Source organism: Pseudomonadota bacterium (assembly GCA_010028905.1).
Taxonomy (GTDB): Bacteria; Vulcanimicrobiota; Xenobia; order RGZZ01; family RGZZ01; genus RGZZ01.
In genome coordinates this window covers 1-7297 of the sequence record RGZZ01000255.1, presented here as the reverse complement: position 1 = coordinate 7297, position 7297 = coordinate 1, and the positions used below count along the sequence as shown (strand labels likewise).

The 7297-nt window shown below is 65.4% G+C and carries 8 protein-coding genes; 4 read left to right on the top strand and 4 right to left on the bottom strand.

The features are described from left to right. The 4 genes from EB084_16000 to flhA form a co-directional block, all read left to right on the top strand. Positions 1-112: flagellar biosynthetic protein FliQ (locus EB084_16000; protein ID NDD29761.1), on the top strand; the 112-nt coding region annotated here is incomplete at its 5' end. 43 nt (positions 113-155) lie between these two features. Then, positions 156-920, top strand: a complete 765-nt coding sequence (locus EB084_15995) for a hypothetical protein (protein NDD29760.1) — start codon at positions 156-158, stop codon at positions 918-920. A 6-nt stretch (positions 921-926) separates the two neighbouring features. Next, positions 927-1973, top strand: a complete 1047-nt coding sequence (locus EB084_15990; GenBank protein NDD29759.1) for an EscU/YscU/HrcU family type III secretion system export apparatus switch protein — start codon at positions 927-929, stop codon at positions 1971-1973. 128 nt (positions 1974-2101) lie between these two features. Continuing rightward, complete coding sequence (flhA, locus tag EB084_15985; protein NDD29758.1) at positions 2102-4216, top strand: flagellar biosynthesis protein FlhA; 2115 nt, start codon at positions 2102-2104, stop codon at positions 4214-4216. A gap of 93 nt (positions 4217-4309) precedes the next feature. Here flhA and EB084_15980 read toward each other — a convergent pair whose 3' ends face one another. From EB084_15980 to EB084_15965, 4 genes are all read right to left on the bottom strand, one after another. Then, complete coding sequence (locus EB084_15980; GenBank protein ID NDD29757.1) at positions 4310-4693, bottom strand: hypothetical protein; 384 nt, start codon at positions 4691-4693, stop codon at positions 4310-4312. Beyond that, positions 4690-5064 (bottom strand): flagellar export chaperone FliS, encoded by a 375-nt coding sequence (fliS, locus tag EB084_15975; protein ID NDD29756.1) that lies wholly within the window; start codon positions 5062-5064, stop codon positions 4690-4692. Before fliS ends, EB084_15980 begins: the two co-directional genes overlap by 4 nt. A 56-nt stretch (positions 5065-5120) precedes the next feature. Beyond that, on the bottom strand, positions 5121-6527 hold the full coding sequence (locus EB084_15970) for a hypothetical protein (protein ID NDD29755.1): 1407 nt from the start codon (positions 6525-6527) through the stop codon (positions 5121-5123). 48 nt (positions 6528-6575) lie between these two features. Beyond that, positions 6576-7297: hypothetical protein (locus EB084_15965; protein ID NDD29754.1), on the bottom strand; the 722-nt coding region annotated here is incomplete at its 5' end.

Below are 7297 nucleotides of genomic sequence, written 5' to 3'. Positions count from 1 at the left end.
CATTCCCAAGCTGGTTGCCGCCGGGGTGATGCTGCTCACCATGGGGTCGTGGATGCTCCAGACCCTGGTCTCCTTCGTGATCCGCATGATTGGCGGGCCGGCTTCGATTTGAGGCGGCGCCAGCGTGTCGCCCCGCCGACGGCCCCCCTCGGCTGATGGACGCGCCAGAGGCCGTCGTCGCCTTCGCTCAGACCGCGGGTCTCGTGCTGAGCCGCGTCGCCTCGATGTTCATCTCCGCGCCGCTGTTCAGCCAGCAGCAGATCCCCGCCGAGGTTCGGGCAGGGGTGAGCCTCGGCATGACGGCCATCCTCCTGTTCGTGGTCGCGCCGCTTGCCCATCCCTTGCCGCTGGCCACGTTGCTCTTCTGTTTGACGGTGCAGCTGGTCATCGGATTTCTTCAGGGCCTGGTGTTCGCGGCTGTGCTCGCGGGTGCCGTGGCGGCGGGCGATCTGCTCGACGTGAGCGTGGGCTATTCATTTGCCCAGTCGGTCGACCCCACGGGGGACACGTCAGCGCACGCCACCATCTCTCGCCTGCTGCAGTACGTCGGCGTGCTGGCCTTTCTCGCCATGGGGGGGCATCTCTGGATCGTGGGAGGCATGATCAACGGGCTGCACGCCGCCCCGATCACCACCACCACCCTTCCCGTGAACCTCATCGAGACCGCCGTGCGCGAGCTCGGCAATGTGCTGCGGGCGGGATTTCAGATGTGCGTGCCCGTGCTTGCGTTCATGCTGCTCATCGATCTCGTGGGTGCCATGATGTCGCGGTCGGTTCCGCAGCTGCAGGTCATGAACGTGGCGTTTCCCATCAAGGTGATGGCGGGGGTCATCGCTCTGTCGTGGTTCGCCCCCGTGATGGTCCGGGTTCTCGGAGACGCGCTGCAGCGCTTCTACCAGCTGCTCAGCGGCGGAGGATGAGGCTGCGTGTCTGAAGATCGCACAGAGGAGGCAAGCCCGCACAAGCTTCAAGAAGCGAAGAAGCGGGGCGAGTTTCCCAAGAGCCAGGATCTCACCACAGCGGCCGTTCTCGCCGTCTCCGTCATGACGCTCGGAGCAACCCTCCGCGCCATCGTGGCAAGCTTCGTCAACCTCATCGACAGCGCCATCAGCGGCCTGCCCGACGCCTCGCGGCAGTTCGACGCCGCCTGCCTGGCGCTGGGCGCGCCAGCCCTGGGCATCGTTCGATCGGTGGCCATGCTCTTCGGCGCCACCGCGGTGGTCGCGGCTCTTGTCTCGATGGTGCAGACCGGGTTTCTCATCAGCACGACCCCCCTCACGCCCCAGTTCCAGCGGGTCAATCCGCTCTCCGGACTGCAACGCATGTTCTCGGCGCGTGGGCTTCTCGACCACGTCAAGATGCTGTTCAAGGGAACCGTTCTCGTGCTGGTGGGCATCTCTGCCCTGCGTGCGGAGATGGCCGGTCTCGGAGGGCTGACCGAGAGCCAGGACCCGCTCGTCCTGTTCATTCCCATGGCGACCCGCATCGGATGGAAGCTCGTCATCGCGGCGGTCATCCTCGGCGTGGTGGATACCCTCTATCAGCAGTTCCAGTTCAAGAAGCAGATGCGCATGAGCCGGCAAGAGCTCAAGGACGAGTACAAGCAGCTCGAGGGCGACCCGCACGTGAAGATGGCCCAGCGGCGCTTTCGTCGTCAGATGGCCAAGCGCAACAAGCTGACCGACGTCAAGGACGCGCGGGTGGTGGTCACCAACCCGACCCACTACGCGGTGGCCCTGAGCTACAAGGAAGGCAACGACATCCCCCGTGTGGTGGCCAAGGGCAAGGATCATCGCGCAGAGTCGATCAAGCGCATCGCCCGCAAGCACGCGGTGCAGATCATCGAGTCGCCGCCGCTTGCCCGCTCGCTCTTCTCGACGGTGGATGTGGGCGACGCCATTCCCCCGTCGCTGTACCTCGCCACCGCCGAGGTTCTGGTGCTGGTGAAGAAGCTCGAGCAGAAGTTGACCTGACCCCCCCTCGAAAATGATCGCAAGGGCCGAGAAGTGCATCGGCCGTCGACCGACAATGGAAGATGGAGCAGGCATGTCCGCGTCTTTCGGAACGCCTGCGCATCAGGGTCGCGATCGGGAGGGCACGAATGGTCGACGCAGCGCCTTCAGCTCCAGCAACCGGGGGTCTCACACCGCCCGCGGCTGCGCGCGAGCCGTTCAAGGTTCCGACAGAGATCTTCCCCGTCATCGCCGTGATGTCGTCGACTGCGATGATGGTGGTGCCCATTCCGGCGGCGCTCCTCGACTTCTTGCTCACCATGAGCCTCACGTTGAGCATCGCCATGCTCATCACCACCATCTACACCCGCAACCCCCTCGAGTTCTCGGTGTTTCCGACCCTGCTGCTCATGGTGACGCTGATGCGCCTGTCGCTCAACGTCTGCAGCACGCGCCTCATCTTGCTCAATGGCTATGCCGGCGCGCTCATCGAGGCGTTCGGGCAGTTCGTCGTGGGCGCCAACTATGTGGTCGGTTTCGTGATGTTCGCGATTCTCGCGGTCATCCAGTTCGTGGTCATCACGCACGGTGCCCAGCGCGTGGCCGAGGTGGCGGCGCGTTTCACCCTCGACTCGCTGCCGGGCAAGCAGATGGCCATCGACAGCGATCTCGCGGCGGGTCTGCTCACCGAGGAGCAGGCGCGCCAGCGCCGCATCGACCTGCAGCGCCAGACCGATTTCTACGGCTCGATGGATGGTTCGAGCAAGTTCGTTCGCGGTGACGCCATCGCTGCCGTGGTGATTCTCGTGGTGAACATCGTGGGCGGCCTCATCGTGGGCGTGCTGCAACACGATCTGCCGCTCGCCGAGGCGGCGCAGCGGTACACCCTTCTCACCGTGGGCGAGGGCCTCGCGGCCCAGTTCCCTGCACTGCTGGTCTCCACCGCCGCGGGTCTCATGGTGACCCGCAGCGCCACCACCACCGACCTGGGCGAGGACATGGCCACCCAGATGGCGCTCAACCCAGCCGCGTTGCGCATCATCGCCGCCACGCTCGGTCTGTTCGCGCTCGTGCCTGGGGTGCCCAAGCTGCCCCTGGCATTGATGGCGGGCGCGCTGCTCTACTACGCCCAGCGCGTGTCGAAGCGCAAAGCCGCGCCCCCTGTCGAAGCGGCCGCGCCGGCCGAGCAGGCGGCGACGGGCGAGCCCGAAGACGTGTCTCCGCTGCTCGAGCTCGAGGCGATGGAGATGGAGATCGGCTACTCCCTGGTGGGCCTGGTGAAGGGCGGCCGTGGCAACGACCTGCTCAACAAGGTGCTGGGCGTGCGTCGCGCCTGCGCGATGGAGCTGGGCCTCATCGTGCCGCCCATTCGCATCCGCGATTCGTTCGAGGCCCGCCCCAACGAGTACATCATCAAGATCTACGGCACGCCGGTGGCCACGGGCGAGGTGATGGTGAAGCGCCTGCTCGCCCTCAACTACCTCGCGGCCGACGAAGACATCGAGGGCATCGAGACCAAGGAGCCCGCCTACGGCATGCCTGCGCTCTGGATCTCGGAGAACCAGAAAGAAGAGGCCGAGGCCCTGGGCTGCACGGTCATCGACCCGGCGACCATGATCGCCACCCATCTGTCGGAGGTCATCAAGGCGAAGGCGTCGTCTCTGCTGGGCCTGCAAGAGGTTCAGGCGCTCCTCGATCGGGTGAAGACACAGGTGCCCGCCCTGGTCGACTACCTCGTTCCGAACCGCCTCACCGTGGGCGAGGTGCATCGCGTGCTGCAGAACCTGCTCGCTGAGCGCGTGTCGATTCGCAACCTGCGCCTCATCCTCGAGACCCTGGCCGCGTGGTCGCCCCAGTCGCGTGATCTCACCTTCCTCACCGAGCAGGTGCGCGTGGCCCTCGGTCGATCGATCTGCGCCAAGTATCGTCAGCCCAACGGCAATCTCTACTGCGTCACCCTCGACATCACCGTTGAGACCATGCTGCGCGACGCCTCGGTCAGCGCCGAGCGCCCGCAGCACATCGATCCCATCCGCCTGCGTGACATGTACGCCTCGCTCACGAAAGCGCTCGAGAAGCTCACCAACCAGGGATTCCCTGCCGTGGTGCTCTGCTCGGCCGAGGCGCGGCCGGTGTTCCGCCATCTCGTCGATCGCGTGGCCCCCGGACTCGTCGTGCTCTCGTATCGCGAGATCGTTTCTGATCAGCCGGTGGTCACGGTCGACTCGGTGTCGCTCGCGGCTCCGGCGGGCGCCCAGCTCTGAGTCACGCAAAAAAAAGAGGCAGGAGAACCTGCCCCGAGGGGATGGCGTGCATACCGCGGACGTGGGGTGTTGCTCTAAGTCCCGATTTTTGAGCTAACCCCGGAGATCCACCATGGAGGCTCGCGCTCGAGGCGCGAGCTCTCCATAGGCGGCGGTGGTGTTCAGCGACTGCCGAACCTTTGAAAGCTTCTTCTTCAGCCCGCTCAACGCGCGGGCCAGGCTGTCCTGGACGACCTTGTCTTGAACGACGAAGCAGAGCCAGGCGGACCGTATCTCCTCCTGGTCGGTGCGGACGCCCTGTCGCACCAGATCGACCAGACGCTCGAGCAGCTGCTGCCGGCGATCGAGGAGGCGTTTCACGGTCGATGACTCACCGGCCATCACCGCGCGCTCTGCCGCGCAGCACAGATCTGTGCATGCCTCGATCACCTGCACGGCCTCCGCGATGAGCGCGGGGTCGGTATCGACCGCGTTCAAGCCTTTGCTCCCGAGGCGGCCTGCTTCCAGGCTTCGAGCAGCGATGCCATGTGCTCCATGCACTCGTGCAGCGGCTGCATCTCACCTTTCGAGGCGGCCTGGAGAAGCCGCTGGATGACGTATCGGTAGACCTGGCGCAGCCCCGGACCAGCGGGGGCCGCATCCACGTCGAGGGCTTCGTCGAGTGCGTTCACCGCGGCCACGGCGCGGAGCATCTCGGTCCCGGCCTTGTTGGTGTCGCCCTTGCGCAGTGCGCGCTCGGCCAGTCGCATGGCCTTGAGGGCGAATTCGTACGTCATGATGAGCAGCTCGGCGGGTTCCGCCGTGTTCAGCTTCATCTGTTGGTAGTTCTCGACGACGGCTCTGCTCATGTGCGGGTCTCCTTCTTTGTCACGGTTGGGATTGTTTCACGTTGCAAGGGAAGGTGTCACTTCGATTTCGAGCCACCACCGCTGGTGCCCATCGCGCTGGCGAGAGATGCGGCGATGTTGGCGCTGAAGAACTGGCTCTGTGATTGCAGCAGGGTCAAGGTGCCCTCCATGTCGGCGAACTGGAGCTCGAGCTGAGATCGGTACTCGACCATCTGCGCTTTCATCTCGGCGATGCTGTCGCTGACCGTCTCGGTCTGGTTCTTGATCGCGGTCTGCGCGGCTTCGAGGAACCCTGTACCCACCATGGTCGAGGATTTCAGGAAGGTGTTGAGACGGTTCGCAATTCCGGTCGAGCTGTCGCTGAAGAGCGATTTCACAGCCGAGAGCTTCGTGCTCAGCGCTTCAGTCAGCGCGCTGCTGTCTGACACGGTGAGGTGCCCTCCGCCGTCGAGGGTGATGCCGATGTCGGAGAGAGATTTGAGGTCAGAAGTGCTCGAGGTGGAGCGAGCGTAGGTGGTCATGGTCACCAGCTGCTGTGACAGGATGTCGGTGGAAGGGTCACCCATCAGCGGAGCCCCGGTCTTCGAGGTCGCATCATAGGCGGTGTTCGCCGAGATCAGATCGACCGTGCTGTTGTACGCGTTGATGAAGGCGTTGATGTTGCTTCGAATGGCCGACGTGTCTGATTTCACCTGCACGGTGACGCTGCTGCTGGTCTGTCCGAGCAGGTTCACGGTGACGCCGGGAATGAGGTTTGTGATCTGGTTCGACGCGGCTTTGATCGTCAGGCCGGTGGCGACGTCTCCGATGCGGACCTCTGCGTCCTTGGCGGCCTGGAGCGTGCTGAAGGTGGGGGCGGTTCCACCGCTCAGGCTGCTCGAGAACGAGATGGTGTTGGCGGCGCCAGGGACCGAGCTGGTGAGAACCAGGTGATAGCTGGCGCTGCTGCCCCCGTCGTTGACGATCGAGGCGGTGACCGGGAGTCCGGCGTTGTTGATGGCGCTGGCGATTCCGCTCAGCGTGTTGTTGCTCGAATCGATGGTGATGGGGGCGTAGCTGGCGTTTCCCAGCCCGAGCGTGATGGTTCCCGTGCCCACGGTGGTCGTGGTGGTGTCATCGAAGCCCTGGGAGATGCTCTGGGCGGCGGTGGCCACCGACTGCACCTGTATCGTGTACGAGCCGGCGACGGCGCTCGAGCTCGCGGTGACCGCGAGGCTGTCCGGGGCACTCGAGGTGGCGGATGCCGCGCTGAACGTCGAGGCGCTGGTGAGCGTCTGCGTCTGCGTCTGGAGCGCGATGACCGCGGCTTCGAGCGACTGCACGGCGGTCAGCTTCTTGTTGAGCTGCGCAACCTGGACCTGCATGGGTTTGATGGAGGCAGATTGCGCGGCAACCATCGCATCGATGAGCGCCGTGGTGTCGTAGCCGGATGAGATGCCGCCGATGCTGAATGTGCTTCCCATGTCGTCGTCCTCCTCTCGTACAGACTCGCGGTGGGGAGATGTCGTTTCTCAGGTGCCCGATGCGCCGTACTGGAACCGCACGTCGGCCCGCAGCACGTTGTCGCGGCTCAGGGCCCGCAACACCTCGGCGCGCCGCGCCGCGGGGAAGCCGAGCTGGGCGAGGTAGCGCAGCACGTCACCCACGGTGGCGCCGCTCGGGCTCACCTCGATGCGCGCGCCGGCAGCGTGCACGACGCCAGGCCGCAGGCGCACGTCGGCGCCCTCGACGAGCTCGCCCTCACGGGTGTCGAACGTCACCTTGCCCTGCACCTTCGTGCTCTCCACGTCGAGGGGGATCTGCCCCATCTGGGCGACGATCTCGACGGTGGGGCCCTGCGCCTCGTAGTTGCGGAGGTCGACCTCGATGACGGTGGAGTCGCGGGCGATGGCGTGCACGCCGGGGAGGGTGCGGTTGATGGCCGCGGCGACCTTCGATGACATCTCGAAGTCGGGCTTGTTGAGCACCCACTGCACGGTGGTGGCGGTATCGAGCCGGCTGGCGGGCGCCTGGCGGGTCACGAGGCCCCCGCCGATGACGATGCCTGAAGTGAGGTGCGGCTTGGTGTTCTGCAGGCCGATGCCCACGCCGGTGGCGGCCTGGTCGCCTACCACGAGCGGACCCTGCGCGCTTGCGTAGACCTGACCATCGGCGGCCTTGAGAAGCGACACCGCCAGCACACCGCCCACCAGGCTCTTGGCGTCTGCGACCGAGGCCACGCGCACGTTCAGCG

Excerpts from the sequence above, each read along its gene's own strand:
- EB084_15970 (NDD29755.1), bottom strand. The coding sequence starts at position 6,527 with ATGGGAAGCACATTCAGCATCGGCGGCATCTCATCCGGCTACGACACC.
- flhA (NDD29758.1), top strand. The coding sequence starts at position 2,102 with ATGGTCGACGCAGCGCCTTCAGCTCCAGCAACCGGGGGTCTCACACCG.
- EB084_15995 (NDD29760.1), top strand. The coding sequence starts at position 156 with ATGGACGCGCCAGAGGCCGTCGTCGCCTTCGCTCAGACCGCGGGTCTC.
- fliS (NDD29756.1), bottom strand. The coding sequence starts at position 5,064 with ATGAGCAGAGCCGTCGTCGAGAACTACCAACAGATGAAGCTGAACACG.